Here is an 18,505-nt window from a genome sequence, read left to right on the forward strand (position 1 = left end):
CATTATTTGGTTCAAGTTGTGGCTGTGATTATAGTACATGCTCAAGATTTGTATTTTCACCAGCTCCAATTATAGATGAAAATATCTAATAACAATAGATTCTAAAAAAAGTAGTGTTAAGAGAACAAAAGTTATACAACTATCACATGAGTTTTCATATAATCCCCTAATATTTTACATTTATAATATCCTCATGAATTTAACTGTTTCATTTTTGTTGAGAAACTCTACTTTATCCAACCCAAATATTTAAAAAAAAGCTTATTTTTTTATTTGAACTTATTTACATGGTTATTTTTACATTTTAAGATGATAGTAAGCACTTACATTCGAAAACATTTATATATGTCCCATTTACATATTAAACAGTAGATATTATTCAATTATACTAAATGAATTAATAGGAGAGGTTAAATATGAAAAAAACAATATTTGTACTATTCTTTTTAACAATTGTATCCATAGGCATTGCAAGTGTATCTGCAAGCGACAATGGAACAATGACAGACGCTTCAATACAAACTATCGATTAACAACACATAAGTGTTGATACCAATGAAACAAATGAAAATCATTTGAACGATAATTCAGTACAAGAGGACAACAATACCATAACCAATAACTAAAACACCGCCATTAATGGGGATAATGTAACAGTAAATGATGTTAAACCAGTGGAAAAAACTGCCGAACTAAACATTACCGGTCCAAAAAAAGGAAACGGCATTAAAATCAACGGTCCAAAATTACCTTCCAACGGTCCGAAAATAGAATTTACCAAAATGGAAAAAGACATATTTCATTTTGCTAAAGTTTTCCGTGAAAACATCGACTGGACCCACTATGGTTTCATGTACTATGTTTTAAAAAATACAGACTGCACCCATTATACCTGGAAACAAGTTGCATTAATCATTGCACGCGCACACAACATCGCTATCGACCATAGTCCAGATTGGTATAAATCAGGAAAAGGATGGTCTAAAACTAATTTAACTGATGATGAGGTATATTATGAGATTATGAAGCATGCATGGTTCTTTAAGAAAATAATGTACTGCCCTACAGAATAATCGTCTTTGACGACAACAACAGGGCTTAAAAATGTGGAAAATTCTTGAAAAGAATATGATAAACAAATATCATATTCTTAATACTTTTTTTAAAATTAAGTAGTCCCGAGCGGAGTCGAACCGCTGTCTTTGGGTCCAGGGCCCAAAAGGATTGCCGCTACCCTACGGGACTATGCAAATATTCAAATGCTAGAATAAATGTATTTAAAGTTAATTTCTAATTAAATACTAATTCACTAAATATATATTAAATTAGCGAATTTATATAGTTTTTGTTTGAAATAAAAGTAATATTGTCTAGTTAAAATAATAATTCAATACAAACAACTTTTGAATGACTTCTTGTTGCTGTTTACATAATACTACCAAAATTGTACCTTTATTTGCATATTTGTCCATATATCTAAACTAATTTCATGTAAAAATCAAATATCTACTCACCAGAGTTAAAAAGATAATCTTTTGGATTTGCTAATGCCCCCAACAGAATTAATATACTGCTTTTAATATACAGTTATTTATGTTAAAATTAGATGAACTTTTAAAGATTTTTAATGAAGGAACAGAATTGGAAATGGATGAAGATGCTGCTGAAGCATGTAACTATTATTCTCAGGAAGCGCAAAAAATCACCTGTAAACTTAATTATGAATATCATGATCTTGATGAAATTAGACAGCTGTTTTCCAAACTAATAGATACTGAAGTCAGTGATGATTTCAGGGTTTTTCCGCCGTTCACAACTGATTTTGGAAAAAACATTCACCTTGGAAAAAATGTTTTCATCAATTCAGGATGCCGATTCCAGGATCAGGGAGGAATCTACATAGGCGATAACGTTTTAATTGGTCATAATGTTGTTCTGGCTACTTTAAATCATAATGAAAATCCTAAAATGAGAGGTAATTTAATCCCATCGCCTATCATCATAGGCAATGATGTTTGGATTGGTTCCAACGTTACTGTAATTCCCGGCGTAACTATTGGTGAGGGAGCAATTATTGCTGCTGGAGCGGTTGTCACAAAAGATGTTGCAAAAAATACAATCGTCGGAGGAGTTCCTGCACGATACATTAGAGATATAAAACTTTAAACCGGTTTTCATATTCAAAATAGAAAAATATTCTGAATTTAATTTCATCTTGAATATTTTACGGAATTCTCTCCATTGTATTTTTATTGAAATTAATGCAGTTATAATTAATTCTTCAATATATCACAAATTTACCTGTGTTGAATTAAATTTCAATTCAAAGAAAATATAATCATGAAAACAAAAGAAAAAAAAGTAAAATTAACACCAAAAGGCATTAAAAAACTGATGAAATATTTAAACACATCAAAAAAATATGGGAAATATAAAGTAGTTATCACATATTGATTACATACTCTACATTATTAAATCCCAATACTTCGCTAACTTTGACGTTATCTTGTGAAAATGATTTTTCAATATCTTTTAATACTTCCCTTTTTCCTTCATCCTTCATATTGATGCTAATTTTATCATCATAATCAATCAGCAATATTTCCACATGCACTTTTCCATTGTTTGAATCGAAAATAGTGTTTATTATCTTATCCAATGTTTCAATAGATGAACTATCCGCATTCAAACTCTCTAGATGATTGAACATTTCAGATTTCGCATCATCATTTTTGCTTTCTAAAGTGTAATTTCTAGTTTTTTCTATTAATCCCTCTCTAATGAAAAACAGACCAGAATATTCGTTATCCTTTCTTTCAACTATTTTTACATAAATGACAACAGCAACTATCGCTAGAACAAAACCTAACGGAAAAGATAACCAAACACTTGTGATGCCAATGTAAGGATATAATAGGTATGTAAACATTAACGGTCCTAGAAATTCTGAAATGATTGTAATGATTCCGGATTCCACAGTTCTTTCAATTCCTTCATAATAAAACAACAACATAGTTGAAAATGTCATAGGTATGAATGCAAACGAGTATATCCTAATCGCATTTTCTACTAATGAATCATTAGGCATTTGGTGAAGTTTGAAAAACATTAATAATCCATCAGGATATACTAACAGAAATACCGTGAATATCAGTGCACAGGATAATGTAATTATAAGTGAATTTCGCACAATATGATGCAGGTTATAAAAATCATTTTGCGCATAATAAATAGGAACAATGGAAGATAATGTTTCTGCAAATCCCATGATTAAAATACTTATTATCAACAATGCAGACACACATACATTGAATATGTCCAAACCTAATTCTCCTAAAATTCCACCAACAATTAAATTCATGACATAAATCAATAATACATTAAAAAAACCCATACTTGCGCCCGGAAGGCCTATTTTAATTATTTCAATTGTTGAAGTTATCCAAGTTTTGAATTTCAATTTGGATAAAATGAATCTGAAAGTTCTTTTTGAATCAAAATGATATTTTAAAGTACACAATATTCCAACTATGTAACCTATCAACATTGCAAGTGATGCTCCTTCAATGCCTGTATGAAGAACACCAAGGAAGACATAATCTAAAATTATATTGATGATATTTACTAGAATAATTACTCCTGAAGCAAAATTTGGTTGCCCATCAACACGAATAAACTGACATAAAACTCCTAATATAGTCGCAATTGGGAAACAAAGGAATAAAAATACACCATATGCGTTTACGTAAGGTAGTGCTCCTTCAGGCGGATGCAATATATTAATTAATGGATCTTTAAATAAAAAGCATACCAATAAAATCAAAATTGACAGAACTATTGTTGCAAGCATTGCAGTTGTGAAATAATGATTACTTCCATCCTCATCAAATTCCGCCTTTTTATTTAAAGCTAAAATTTGACCTCCTAATCCAAATAACCATTCAAATATTGTAATTAACAATACCAAAGGTTCTAAAACCTGTAAAGCCGCTTGAGCATTGTGTCCGATGAATGTTGATACAAAACTTGCATCAACAACTGAAGCTATGTTTAAAGCCATTGCTATAAGTAATGACGGCAACAACAACTCCCTGAATTTATGAGTTATAATTTCATTTGACATGCTATTCACCTTTATTCAAAATAATCAAATTTATTTAAATATTCAAATAATCGTTTAAGATACAATTTATCAGGTTTAGGCCAATCAAATCCTAATGATTGAAGAATATCAACAGTTTGTTCAATTTCTACATTTTCCTCGAAATCATCTTCTTCATCAAAGTCATCAATTGAAAAATCAGCAGTGATAATGCCTTGTATCTTCTCATTAATGTTATGTTTATAAATCTCTTTAAATATTTCGAAACCAACTTCAGAAATTCCATAACCGAATATATTTAATGCATCGATAATATCCCTATGGGAAATATAATGATTATTCATACAATGGAATACTGTGGATTTCTCTGGAGTCTTAGACAATGCAAGTACTGCTTTTGCAACATAATCGATTTGACTCATGTCAACCTTTTCATTAGCCATTGTAGGATTCATTGCCCCTAGTTTTTTAATGGTCTTTATGTTATTTAAAAATGCATTTGTATCATAGTTTTTCTGGAACATACCATCGGAGTAACGGCTCATCAAGTTTCCTACCCTAATTATTTTTACTGGAAGTCCTTTAGTCGCCGCTTGTAAAACTGACCTTTCAGCTAAAAATTTACTGCATACATATTTATTTTCCAAATCCTGTCCGTAATATAATGTTCTTTCACAATATTCCTGATTTGGATATTCCTCTTCATTTAAAGAGTATGATGAAAGAACACTAATTGTGGATATTTGCACATATTTTATATTATTCCTTGTTTGAGCAAATTTAAGTCCATTGATTACACCATCGACATTTACCCTAAATATATAATCATCAGCAGTATAATGTTTTACAAGTGCCGCTGAATTTATTATTGTATCAATCGGTTCATTCTCAAGTTTTTTAAAGTCATCAATTTCAGTTATGTCCCCTTCGATTAAGATGATACGTGATCCGATTAAATCAGTGAAATCTTCATCAAAGTAATAATTCATCAAATCAATTAACCGGTCTTCACAGGAATCAAATTTGCCTTTCCTTAACATACAATAGATTTTTCCTTTCTCATTTTTGATGAATTCATATAGGATATGGATTCCTAAAAATCCTGTAGCCCCAGTCAATAGGACATTGCCCAATTCTAGGTTTTCACCATTAAAGAAGTTTTCTAAGGTATTTTCTTCGAGAAGTTTATTGATTTCATCATAATTGTAGTTTTTGATGATGTCCTCTTCTATATTCAACTCCTCTTCGGAATCACTTTCTCCAGACAATAGTTTCGCTAGTGCTTTAGGAGTTTTCTTCTTGAAAATATCATCATATCTTACAGTATATCCTTGATTAAGCAGTTCAATGATTAATTTTGATGCGATAAGTGAGGTTCCTCCAATTTCAAAGAAATTATCCTCTGCACCAACAGTTTCTATATTCAATATAGATGAAAATATTGCACAAATTTCCTGTTCAAGTTTTGTTTTTGGCGCCACATAATTCAAATCCAATTTTGGTTCAGGAAGTTTTTTAGTATCAGTTTTTCCATTTGGTGTTTGAGGCATTTCATCAAGCTGCATGAACACAGTCGGAATCATATAATTAGTAAGACGGTCTTTTAAAAACTCTTTTAAATCATTACTATCAATTTCGCAATTAGCAGTGTAATATGCACATAAATGATCAACATTGTTAATCTCTCTAATTACAACAACAGCCTGCCTTATATCTGGATATTGACCAATATTAGTTTCGATTTCACCAATTTCTATTCTTAAACCTCTTAATTTTATCTGATTGTCTATTCTTCCTTTAATGTCGATTTCACCATTCGGAAGTTCAATAGCATAATCTCCACTCTTGTAATATGGAATGTCATTGATAGTTAAGAAGGATTCTTTGGTTTTTTCAGGCATGTTGTAATATCCTTTTCCAACACTCATACCGCCTATGTATAATTCACCCATTACTCCATTAGGGACCAATTTTCCATCAATATCACGAACTTCAGTGACATAATTGGTTAAAGGAGGGCCTACAGTTAAATTGTTTACATCAGTGACCTCTTTGTTGTTTGAGGTAATTGTTGTTTCAGTTGGACCATAACTGTTATAGACAACTGCATCACTGTATTTTCTTAAATCTTCATAAACTTTAGCTGAAAATTGCTCACCACCAAGGAAAATACATTTTAAACAAGAAATTACATTACAGAATTCCTCTAATTCCAGATAAGATCCGATTCTTGAAGGAGTAATTTCTAAAACTTCAGGTTTATTTTCATCAATTAATTTAATAAGCTCAGGAACATTTCTGATTTGAACATCATCAGCCAATATCAATTTTAACCCATTTGAAAGAGAGGTCAATATGTCATCAACAGACACGTCAAAAGAGATAGTTGTAATACAAAGCAAACTATCATAAGTGGATTTAGGGTTTTGAGCCTGATTACAGATGTTTTTATGACTAATCATCACACCTTTAGGATTACCAGTGGATCCTGAAGTATAAATCATATATGCCAAATCATCAGGACGAACATCAACATTCGGATTGACAGTATTTTCCTCTTCAAGAAGTTCATTGACATTTATGGAATTATCAGAAGTCTCATAGCTTATGATGTAATCCGCCTGACTGTTTTCATAAATGTAGTTGATTCTTTCCTGAGGATATTCCGGATCAATAGGAACATATGCAGGAACATATGCGCAGCCCGCTTTCAGGACACCTAAAATAGAGGTGATTAAATTACTGTCCCTTTTAAGCATTATAAGGACATTGCTTTTAGGTTTTACTCCACGCCTGATTAATGCATTTGCAATCCTATTACTTTTCTCATTCAGCTCAGCATAAGTTAAAGTAGCATCACTTGCAACCAATGCCACATCTTTTGCTTTTTCAACAACCTGTTTCTCAAAGCGTTTATGTAAAATCGGAGTATCAATTTCTTCAAATTCTGGAATTTCCCCTTCAACCAATTCAATGTCATTTATTTTTAGCTTATCCATATCATTTACAAAGAATTGGAATAATATATATTTAATTGAACGCACGAACAGATTAACATACTCTTCAGTATAGATTTGATCATTATATTCCAGATACAGGGTAATAAGTTCCCCATCATCATAAATATCCATGTTTATTTTATAATCAGTTGAAACAGTACCATCAAGGTCAATTGCTTCATAAGACCTACCATTAAGTTCAATGTCATTCTTTAATGATTCATGGAATGCATAGAAGAATTCCGGTTTTAATTGATACTCTTCTGAAAGTTTTGTGTATGGATAATCGCTATGAACTAATGCATCTTTCCATGCTTTATCAACAATTTTTATGTAATCTTCAACCATCATGTCACGATTTTCACCGTTTACAATAACAGGCAATGTCTTAACCAGCATTCCCTGTGTATTGGAGTAATTGGAATTTGCCCTACCGTTGAATATTGTTGTAATTAATGACTTACCACTAAATGTAAACTTATTAAGACTTAGAAGTGTAGCCGCCATAAATAAAACGTTTGAACTTATTGAATGATCTTTACAGAAGTGCCTGACAAAAGTAGAGCCCATTTGATCTGAAACAAGTTTAATATTTCCAATATCAGGATTACCATTAATATTTGGAGTTAAAACTGTTGATTCAATGTCTTGGCTAAATTGTTTTTTGAAGAATTTCTCAGAAATCTCACTAACAGAGGTTTTCTCTTCAATCAGGCTGTATTCAAATCCGTTAATCTTTTCAGATTCTATTTCTTCACCTTTATATGCTTTGGCCAAATCATTGAAGAAAATACCTTGAGATACCCCATCAGTAATGATATGATGGAAATCAACGAATAATATAGTTTCTGCTGGTGTTTTATAGATTTTAAATCTAAATAATTGATTATTGTCTAATGGAATTGGTTTTATGTCTCTCTCCATTATTTCTTCATTGCTAATGGAATCTATTTCAACAATTTCTATTTCTTCAATTTCAGCATCATCGCATCTTTTTTGGAATATTTTTCCATCATCTGTATTAATAATTCTTGTTTTAAGATATGGATGCGCATCAACAGTTTTAATAACCGCATCTTTAAGTTTATTAGGATCAATGCTACTTTCAAACCTTAATGCAAAAGGCATAGTGTATTTGATTTTTTCAGTTTGCATACACTCATAGTAAATCCCCATTTGGTTTGAAGTCAATGGGAAATATTCCATATCTTTTGCAGTCTCAATAATTTCATCCACATCTATTTCAGATTCTATATTATTGTCAATTTTATCTGCAAGAGATTTGATTGTTGGATTTGTGAACAATGATGTTACATCAATATTAACATTCATTTCATTGAAAATCAATGAGTTTAATTTCATTAATGTTAAAGAAGAGAAACCTAATTCATATAAATCATCTGTTGTACCGAATTTATTTGTATTGGCAATAGATGCAACAAGTTCAACTAATTTTTCTTCAGTTTCACCTTCAGCTTCAACATAATCCAGATTTAATTTTGGTTTTGGAAGTCTTTTAATATCTGTTTTACCATTTGGAGATATTGGCATCTCATCAAGCTGCATAAATACAGTTGGAACCATATATTCAGTTAATTTATTTCCCAAATACCTTTTCAAGAGATTTATATCTATTTCTTCATCGGCTGTGAAATAAGCACATAAATGTTCAACATTATTGATTTTCTCAATTATAACAACAATCTGCCTAATACCTGGGAATCTGGCAATATTGGATTCAATTTCACCAAGTTCAATTCTCAATCCCCTTAATTTAATTTGGTTGTCAATTCTTCCTTTTATTACCAATTCGCCATTTGGAAGTTCAATTGCATAGTCTCCACTTCTATAATATGGAATATCATTAATAGACAAGAATACCTCTTTGGTTTTTTCTTCCATATTATAATATCCTCTGGATACGCCTTTACCTCCAATGTATAATTCACCCATTACACAACAAGGCACCAATTTACCGTCAATATCCCTAACTTCAGTTATACAATTGTGCAGAGCTTTTCCAACAGTTATATTTTCAGCATCAGTAAGTTTTTTAGCATTACATGTTACTGTTGTTTCAGTTGGACCGTAAATATTATACACTTCTAAATCAGGATACTCTAAAAGTAGAGAAATTAAGTCTTGAGGCACCATTTCTCCACCAACAGCAATATACTTGAAGTTAGGTACTTGTTTGGAGAATTCCTCATATTCCAAATATTGTTTGAATCTTGATGGTGCGGAAAATGTAAGTGAATCAGGTTTTTCTCTTTCAACTAACTCCGCCAATTCCTTAATATTTTTAATTTCACTATCGTTAGCCAGCACCATTTCCAAACCAAAGGTTAATGGCATGAAATCAAGTAAAAATGCATCAAAAGATACTGTTGAAAGAGCAAGTGTCTTTTTCATTTTTGAATATGCATTATAAATTACACTATCCTCACTTTTTGAGAACAGATTTGTAATATTCATATGACTGGTCATTACTCCTTTAGGATTGCCTGTAGAACCTGAAGTGTAAATCATATAAGCCAAATCATTCGGATTAATTTCCACTTGAGGATTTGAAGTATTCTCCTCTTCAAGCAATTCATTAACATCGATTGAATTTTCAATCCTTCCATCAGATATTAAATAATCTGCCTGACTGTTTTCAAAAATATAATCAATCCTGCCTTTAGGGTAGTTAATATCAATAGGTATAAATGCACATCCTGCTTTTAAAACACCTAAAATAGCTGAAATAAGCTTGCTGTCCCTAGGAAGCATTACTAACACATTACTGTTAGCTTTGATTCCTCTGTTTATAAGGGCATTAGCAACACGATTTGCCTTTTGGTTAAGTTCACCATATGTCAATGAAGCATCACATGCAACCAATGCAATGTTTTCCGGAGATTCATCGACTTGTTTTTCAAAGCGTTTATGGATAAATGGAATTTCCACATCAACAAATTCATGTGATTCAACATCATCTTTTAATTTAACATCACATATTCTGCAACTGTCAATATCATTTTCAAGGAATTGGGCTAAAATGTTCATCATGGATTGTATGAATGTCCTAACATAATTTTCACTGTATAACTGGTCATTATATTCCATGATAACATTAAACTCATCACCATTATCATAAATAGCCAAATTAATTTTAGATTCAACTGTAACCATATCAAACCCTGCTAATTCCTGTGGAATGTACTCTTTATTGTTTATTATAATTTCATCTGATTCCAGGAATTCATGATAATTGTAGAAGAATTCAGGTTTTAACTGATATTTCTCAGCAATTTTAATATATGGATATGCAGTATTTCTTAAGGTTTCTTTCCAAGTTTGGTCAATAGATTTAATGAAATCTCTGACTGACACCTGCCTGTTTTCATTATTGATTATAAACGGAACAGTTTTTACCAAAAATCCTTGAGTATTGAAATAACTTGGACTTGACCTTCCGTTGAATATTGTTGTTATTAATGTTTTGTCACTAAATGTGAATTTGTTTAGATTTAAAATTGTGGTTGCGATAAACAAAGCATTTTTACTTATGAAATTATCATTACAAAACTCATCAATTAATTCTGAATCAAAAGTATATGAAACATTTTTTGTTTTACCTTCATCAGGATTTCCATTAAGATCTGGAGTTAAAACAGTGGATTCTATTCCCTGAGTTAATTTATCATCGAAAAATGCCTCTGCTGATTGATATATTTCACTATTTTCAGCATCTTTTTCCAGAATACTGTAAACATAACCATCGATTATTTCTTCAGACAAATCCCTATTTTCATAGATATCTGCTATATCTCTAAATAAATTGTTTTGCGATACCCCATCAGTAATTATATGGTGGAAATCTGAGAATAATACAACTTCATCAGGGGTTTCATATATTTTGAATTTGAACAATTGATTATCCTCTATAGAGATTGGACCAACGTCATTTCTAACAATGTCTTCATCGCTAATGCTATCGACTTTAACAATTTCAATATCATCGATTGCCGCATCATCGCATCTTTTCTGTTTTAATTCACCATCATGATTTACAAATCTTGTTTTAAGATATGGATGTGCTTCAATAGTATCAAGAATTGCTTGTTTAAGTTTATTTGCATCAACATCATTGCCAAATTTTACTGTTGTAGGCATGGTATACTTAATCACATCCGGATTTTGCTTACATTCATAGTAAATACCCAATTGATTTTCAGTCAACGGATAATACTCCATGCCTTTAGCTGATTCAATAAGCTCTTGAAGACCAGCCTCTTTTTCAGATGAATTGTCAATTTCTATTGCAAAGTTTTTAACTGTTGGCTCATTGAACAATATGGAAACGTCTAAATTCGCACCCATTTTCTCATAGATTATGGAATTTAATTTCTGGAATTTAATTTCATTAAGGACAATGAAGTAAAACCAATAGCGTATAAGTCATCTGTAACACCAAATTCATCAACATCTGCAATGGATGAAACAATATCATATAATTTTTCTTCTGTTTCAGTTTCAGGCATCACCAAAGCCAATTTAAGTTGAGGTTCAGGCAGTTGTTTCAAGTCTGTCTTGCCGTTTGGTGTTTGAGGCATTTCATCAAGCTGCATGAATACTGTCGGAACCATATAATTAGTAAGTCTGTCTTTTAAAAACTCTTTTAAGTCATCAGTGTCAATTTCACCATTAGCTGTGTAATATGCACATAAATGATCCGCATTGTTAATTTCTTTAATTACAACAACAGCCTGCATTATATCTGGATATTGGCCAATATTGGTTTCAATTTCACCTATTTCAATCCTTAATCCTCTGAGTTTAATCTGATTGTCTATTCTTCCTTTAATATCTATTTCACCATTCGGAAGTTCAATAGCATAGTCCCCACTTCTGTAATATGGAATGTCATTGATAGTCAGGAAAACCTCTGCAGTTTTTTCCGGCATGTTATAGTATCCTTTACCTACACCAGTACCACCAATATATAATTCGCCCATTACACCATTAGGAAGCAATTTGCCATCAATGTCACGAACATCAGTAACATAATTGGTTAAAGGAGGACCAACAGTCAAATCATGCATATCAGTGACTTCTTTGTTGTTTGAGGTGATTGTTGTTTCAGTTGGACCATAACTGTTATAAATAACTGCATCACAGTATTTTCTTAAATCTTCATAAACTTTAGCTGAAAACTGCTCTCCACCAAGGAAAATACTCTTTAAGCATGATATAACATTACAGAAGTCTTTTACCTCAAGATAAGAAGCAAGTCTTGAAGGAGTAATTTCTAAAACTTCAGGTTTATTCTTATCAATCAATTTGATAAGCTCAGGAACATTTTTGATTTGAACGTCATCAGCCAATATCAATTTCAACCCATTTGAAAGAGAGGTCAATATGTCATCAACAGACACGTCAAAAGAGATAGTTGTAATACAAAGCAAACTGTCATAAGTGGATTTAGGATTTTGAGCCTGATTACAGATGTTTTTATGACAAATCATTACACCTTTAGGGTTACCTGTGGATCCTGAAGTATAAATCATATATGCCAAATCATCAGAATCAACATTAACATCAGGACTTTCTGAATTGCCTTCTTTAAGGAGTTCTTCAATGTCTAAAGAATTTTCTCCAGATTCATTGGCAATAATATAATCTGCATTACTGTTTTCATAAATATAATTTATTCTCTCCTGAGGATATTCTGGATCAATCGGAATGAATGCGCAACCCGCTTTAAGGATACCTAAAATGGAAGCAATCAAATTACTGTCCCTTGAAAGCATTACCAAAACATTGCTTTTCGGTTTGACTCCTTTATCTATTAAAGCATTTGCAATAACATTTGCTTTTTCATCCAATTGCTTGTAAGTCAATGTGGCATCAGTTGCAACAAGAGCAGTTTCATCACCTTTGCTGGCAACTTGTTTTTCAAAGCGTTTATGTAAAATCGGCATATCGACAGGTGTGAATATAGGTGTCTCTTTACTTTCACCCAATTCTATTTCACCAATGCTTAATTTTTCAATATCCTCCTCAGTTAATTGATTTATTACATCAATTATGCAATTTAAGAAGGTGTCAATGTAATCATCACTGTACAACTGGTCATTATACTGGATAAACAATTCAATATTATCTTTGGTTTCATTAACATCAAAAGATATTTTATAGTTAACTTCAAGTGAATTCAAATATTTGACTTTATAAGTTTTACCATTAATCTCAATTTCTTCAGCGTCAAGATTATTGTATGCATAGAAAAACTCTGGTTTCAATCCAAACTCTTCAGAAATCTTAGTATAAGAATAATCTGAATGATTAATGGTTTCCATCCAGATATCATTGACTGAATTTAAATATTCTTTAAATGATAATGTCCTATCATCATTGATTGAGACAATTGGGAGTGTTTTTACTAGCAATGCCTGTGTGTTGAGGTAGGATGAGTTTGATCTTCCATTGAAAATAGTTGTAATCAATGTTTTGTCATTGAATGTATACTTATTCAAGTTCAGCATGGTTACTGCCATGAATAAGACATTAGGAGTTATCCTGTTTTCACTGCAAAACTTATTAACCAATTCAGGGTCGATATTTTTGGAAATTGATTTTAAAATTCCTTCTTCAACATTACCATTCAAATTAGGAGTCAGTACAGTCGAATCAACTTCTTGAGTTAATTTATCATGGAAGAATTCTCTGGATAATTTATATTTTTCACTGTTTTCATTCTCACTTTCAATTATACTGTTAATGTAACCGTTGATTGTTTCTTTTTCAATTTCAATTCCCTGATATGCATTGGAAATATTTGTAAACAATTTATCCAATGATTCCCCATCAGAAATTATATGGTGGATATCTGAGAATAAAATTGTTTCACTAGGAGTTTTATAGATTTTAAATCTGAATAACTGGTCATTATGCAAATCAAACAGTTTAAGATTTTCTTTTTCAATTTCACTATCTGAAATATTTTCAACATCAACAATTGGAATGTCATCAATATCTATTGAATCATCACGTTTCAGCATCACTTTACCTTTTTGTGCAACAATTCTGGTTTTAAGATAAGGATATGCTTCAATTGTCTTAATGATAGCATCATGTAATCTATCCGCATCAATTTCACTGCCAAATCTTATGATAGACGGGAGATTATATTGTGCAACATTTCCACTTTGAATGCACTCATAATAGATTCCCATTTGATTTTCTGTCAATGGATAATAAACCATATCCTTAGCTGATTCCATTACACTATTCAAATCTAGAATATCATTGTTTTCTATTTCATTTGCAATATTTTTAATTGTAGGATCATTCAATAATGAAATAATATCTAAATTAACACCCATTTCCTCATAAATTCTTGCATTTAATTTCATCAGTGACAATGAAGTAAATCCGACAGCATACAAATCATCAGTAGTACCAAATTCCTTTGTTTTGCTGATGGATGAAGCAATTTCATGCAACATTATTTCAGTTTCAGTTTCTGGGAGTGTGAAAGACAATCTAAGTTGTGGCACTGGCAGTTGTTTCAAGTCTGTCTTACCGTTTGGTGTTTGCGGCATTTCATCTAGCTGCATGAACACAGTCGGAACCATATAACGAGTAAGACGATCTTTTAAAAACTCTTTTAAATCATTTCTATCAATTTCTTCATCGGCAGTGTAATAAGCACATAAATGTTCATTATCGTTAATCTCTTTAATTACAACAACAGCCTGTCTTATATTTGGATATTGAGAAATATTGGTTTCAATTTCGCCTATTTCAATTCTCAATCCTCTTAATTTTATTTGGTTGTCAATTCTTCCTTTAATGTCGATTTCACCATTTGGAAGTTCAATAGCATAGTCCCCGCTTCTGTAATATGGAATGTCATTGATAGTCAGGAACACTTCTTCGGTTTTTTCAGGCATGCCATAATATCCTTTACCTACACTAGTACCTCCAATGTATAATTCACCCATTACACCATTAGGAACCAATTTTCCATCAATATCACGAACATCAGTGACATAATTAGTTAAAGGAAGACCTACAGTCAAATCGTTTACATCTGTGACCTCTTTGTTGTTTGAGGTGATTGTTGTTTCTGTTGGACCGTAACTGTTATAGACAACTGCATCACTGTATTTTCTTAAATCTTCATAAACTTTTGCTGAAAATTTCTCTCCTCCAATGAAAATACATTTTAAGCAAGATATAACATTGCAGAAGTCTTTTACCTCAAGATAAGAAGCGAGTCTTGAAGGAGTACAATCTAAAACTTCAGGTTTATTTACATCAATTAACTTGATTAAAGCAGGAATATTTTTGATTTGAGAATCATCAGCAAGTATCAACTTTAATCCATTTGAAAGAGATGTCAATATGTCGTCAACAGACACGTCAAAAGAGATAGTTGTGATACAAAGCAAACTGTCATAAGTGGATTTAGGGTTTTGGACCTGATTGCAAATGTTTTCATGGCTAATCATCACACCTTTAGGATTACCTGTTGAACCGGAAGTGTAAATCATATATGCCAAATCATCAGAATCAACATTAACGTTAGGATTTTCTGAATTGCCCTCTTTAAGCAGTTCTTCAATGTCTAAAGATTTTTCTCCGGATTCATTGGCAATAATATAATCCGCCTGACTGTTTTCATAAATATAGTTTATTCTCTCCTGAGGATATTCCGGATCAATCGGAATGAATGCGCAGCCGGCTTTAATGATACCCAAAATAGAAGCAATCAAATTACTGTCCCTTGAAAGCATTACTAAAACATTGCTTTTCGGTTTAACTCCTTTTTTAATTAAAGCATTTGCAATAACATTTGCTTTTTCATCCAATTGCTTGTAAGTCAATGTGGCATCAGTTGCAACAAGAGCAATTTCATCACCTTTCTCAATTACTTGCTTTTCAAAGTGCTTGTGAATCAGAGGCATTTCAACTTCACTGAAGACAACATTTTCATTTTCACCGACAAGAGCAATATCGCAGATATTTGTTTTATCAATATTAGCATTAACTATTTCTTCAACTATTTTTTCAAGGCTTGACAAGAATAAATCAATGAAATCTTTTGTATATAATTCATTATTATAAAATAAGGATAAACAAACAGTTTCATCATTTTCAACAATTTTTAGATAATTGGAATATTCTGCATTAGATTTTAAATCATCATCAAATGCATAATAAAATTCAGGTTTTAAAGGAAGATTATCTTTATCGAAGTATTCATCGAATTCCAACGTTTTAACATAATTCTCATGAACATTTTCCAGAAATTCACTAATTGGCACTTGTCTGTTTTCAAATTTGTTTGCAAATGGAACATTATTTTGATTGAAAATTAAAGTTTCATCTGAAAAATTAAATTTAGTAAGTGTTAATGTTAAACTCGCCAATAAAAGCTCATTGATTGAAATTGAATTGGATTTGGCAAATCCTACTAAATTCTCTTTTTTAATTTCATATTCTGATTTATCAATTATACCTTTTTCTTTTTCTCCATTCCTATTTGGAGTAATTAAAGTTGTTTCATCAAAATCCAGACATAACTCTGACAAATATTCACTGAAAATATCCTTTGTTTTTTTATCCATTATATCAAACCTTCGAATTCATTATGACTAATGAATAATATTTAAATTATATAATAAATAATTTATCAAAAAATTATTATTACTATTATTTAGTAAAAATGATAAGTGCTAATACTGAACAAACTAATATTAATCCATAATTAGAATAAATAAAAACACTGCCCATAACCTTGCAATGGCACGCCATTAGGATATTACTGAATTAAAAAAAAAAGAAAGAAAAAATAATTGAATTCAATCCACTTATTTTAGAAGCTTGAAATTAATTTTATGAGATAATTTGCATAATCCTATCAATTATGCACTATTTGTATCTCCTGAAACAAATACCTCCAAATGATTATCATTAGTCGAAAGATTCGTTTATTGGCAGTGCAAGAGCAATTTTAAACGAAATTATGATGAAACCACAATTAAATCCTATGGATAGGCAGATATTGACGATGCTGATAAATATATCCCACTTCATATGTAGAATCATTTGATGCATCAGAAAATTTAATTTTCATCCATGAAATTAATCCAACAAGAGGCGCACAATACTTCCAAAATACATGTATTTTTAAAAGATAATTATTAATAACACTAAATTAAAAATTATTATGGGGGTTTCAAAAGTGGAAACTGTTGAACTGGGAATAGTATATTTTATAATAGAAGTAGTTATTTTTCTAATTTTATTAATAATTGGAGACTTATTATATAAAAAAATCAAAAACAGTCCAAACAGACGAATAAATAATATCAAAACATACTTTCCAGAAGAGGAAAAAGAAACATTAATACAAATGTTTTTCCTGGTAATGATGGGACTGCTCTTTATTGATATTTTGTATAAACTAATTTTTTACACAGCAGACAACTTTTATCTTTCAATATTTGATATTGCCCTTTCGCTGTTTATTGCAATTACTTTAGATAAAACATCCTATAAAAATAAAATATTAATATTTTTGTTAATACCATTCGGTTCACAAACATTTATCATATTTGGAAAATCACTTATCGGATTAATTGATTTGATACACATTCCCATACTTATTTACTTTATATACTACTATTACAAAGGATTCATAAAGCATGCCCAAAAAAATGGATTAGGAATAACTGTGCTGTTGCTATTTTTAATAATATTCTTCAGTTTTTTTATAACACAATATTTTGAATCCGTCAATCCTCTGGATTCCCTTGTTATGGTTACAAATCAATTTACAAGCAATGGATATTCAATTTCAGGACATACAATTTCCAGCAAATTAAATTCACTGTTTTTAGCATGGGGAGGTTATTTGATATCCAGCGTAAGTACAGCTATTTTAACTACCACAATTTTAACAAATCATTTTAATAAAAAAATAAATAAAATAAACGATAAATTAGATAAAATAGAAGAACAGACTAAGGAAAAGTAGGGCATTAATTCATTGATTTGGCATCTAACTATTGTCATTCTATATAATATTTTTAACTCACAAGCAACAAGGATGAGTTCTAATTATAAAATCTTTGATTTTTTGCCAAATTCAATGTTGCTGATTTCTAATTATTTTTTGGTTATGACATTCAGCATTATTAAAATCCAATGCATTAAAAATTTGAGATTTTCATCATCTGAAAATTGTTTTTTTGATTTCATCGAATAAACCTTCTTACCTGCATCATAATGTTTATTTTAATACTGATACTTGTTGACATTATGTTTTGGACTCTTTTTAATCTGAATTACTAGACAACACATTAGAAAAAATTATTTATCAGACAGACTCACAATATATAAATAAGTT

The 18,505-nt window shown here is 30.8% G+C and carries 7 protein-coding genes and 1 tRNA gene; 3 read left to right on the top strand and 5 right to left on the bottom strand.

Annotated features, from left to right (window positions below; all coding sequences use genetic code 11):
* Positions 1-674 precede the first annotated feature (674 nt).
* Positions 675-1,073: a hypothetical protein gene (locus QZU75_RS10870; protein WP_296883711.1), complete on the top strand. Its 399-nt coding sequence runs from the start codon at positions 675-677 to the stop codon at positions 1,071-1,073.
* 100 nt (positions 1,074-1,173) lie between these two features.
* On the opposite strand, the gene QZU75_RS10875 is transcribed toward QZU75_RS10870, so the two are convergent.
* Positions 1,174-1,245 (bottom strand) — tRNA-Gln (locus QZU75_RS10875).
* Positions 1,246-1,593: 348 nt separating this feature from the next.
* Here QZU75_RS10875 and QZU75_RS10880 point away from each other — a divergent pair.
* The gene (locus QZU75_RS10880; RefSeq protein ID WP_296883713.1) at positions 1,594-2,166 is read left to right on the top strand and encodes a DapH/DapD/GlmU-related protein; all 573 of its coding nucleotides are present in this window, start codon (positions 1,594-1,596) and stop codon (positions 2,164-2,166) included.
* 277 nt (positions 2,167-2,443) lie between these two features.
* Here QZU75_RS10880 and QZU75_RS10885 read toward each other — a convergent pair whose 3' ends face one another.
* The 4 genes from QZU75_RS10885 to QZU75_RS10900 all read right to left on the bottom strand — a co-directional run bounded on the left by QZU75_RS10885 (position 2,444) and on the right by QZU75_RS10900 (position 17,190).
* Complete coding sequence (locus QZU75_RS10885) at positions 2,444-4,123, bottom strand: MATE family efflux transporter (protein WP_296883715.1); 1,680 nt, start codon at positions 4,121-4,123, stop codon at positions 2,444-2,446.
* An 11-nt stretch (positions 4,124-4,134) separates the two neighbouring features.
* On the bottom strand, positions 4,135-11,466 hold the full coding sequence (locus QZU75_RS10890) for a non-ribosomal peptide synthetase (RefSeq protein ID WP_296883716.1): 7,332 nt from the start codon (positions 11,464-11,466) through the stop codon (positions 4,135-4,137).
* A 20-nt stretch (positions 11,467-11,486) separates the two neighbouring features.
* Positions 11,487-16,721: a non-ribosomal peptide synthetase gene (locus tag QZU75_RS10895; protein WP_296883718.1), complete on the bottom strand. Its 5,235-nt coding sequence runs from the start codon at positions 16,719-16,721 to the stop codon at positions 11,487-11,489.
* A gap of 346 nt (positions 16,722-17,067) precedes the next feature.
* Positions 17,068-17,190 (bottom strand): hypothetical protein, encoded by a 123-nt coding sequence (locus tag QZU75_RS10900; RefSeq protein WP_296883719.1) that lies wholly within the window; start codon positions 17,188-17,190, stop codon positions 17,068-17,070.
* 133 nt (positions 17,191-17,323) lie between these two features.
* Between QZU75_RS10900 and QZU75_RS10905 the strand changes: the two genes are divergently transcribed.
* Positions 17,324-18,133, top strand: a complete 810-nt coding sequence (locus QZU75_RS10905) for a hypothetical protein (RefSeq protein WP_296883721.1) — start codon at positions 17,324-17,326, stop codon at positions 18,131-18,133.
* Positions 18,134-18,505: the final 372 nt, after the last annotated feature.

It is taken from the genome of uncultured Methanobrevibacter sp., from assembly GCF_902764455.1.
Lineage (GTDB): Archaea > Methanobacteriota > Methanobacteria > Methanobacteriales > Methanobacteriaceae > Methanocatella.